Origin of the sequence: uncultured Microbulbifer sp. (assembly GCF_947498635.1) — a bacterium.
Classification (GTDB): domain Bacteria; phylum Pseudomonadota; class Gammaproteobacteria; order Pseudomonadales; family Cellvibrionaceae; genus Microbulbifer; species Microbulbifer echini.
Map to the genome: position 1 here is coordinate 1 of NZ_CANMKV010000166.1, position 233 is coordinate 233.

Consider the following 233-nt stretch of genomic DNA (forward strand, 5'->3'; position numbering starts at 1 on the left):
CATCCTAGCTTCTGCGCGATCGATTGATGACCTGCGAATTCTCCGCCATTATCGAAGGTGATGGTTTTACAGATGGCCTGATATGGCTTCAGCATCTGCTTTATTGCCCGACCCACTGTTTTCTTGCTCTTATTTGGGACTCTACGAGTGAGCAATAATTTGGAGACTCGTTCAACCAGTGTCACCAGATAGCCATCTTGACCATAAACAGTATCGCCTTCCCAGTGACCAAT

General features: G+C 46.8%; 1 protein-coding gene. It reads right to left on the reverse strand.

All coding sequences use genetic code 11. From position 1 onward, the window contains the following. Positions 1–233: IS30 family transposase (locus Q1A69_RS20280; RefSeq protein ID WP_299589786.1), on the reverse strand; the 233-nt coding region annotated here is incomplete at both ends.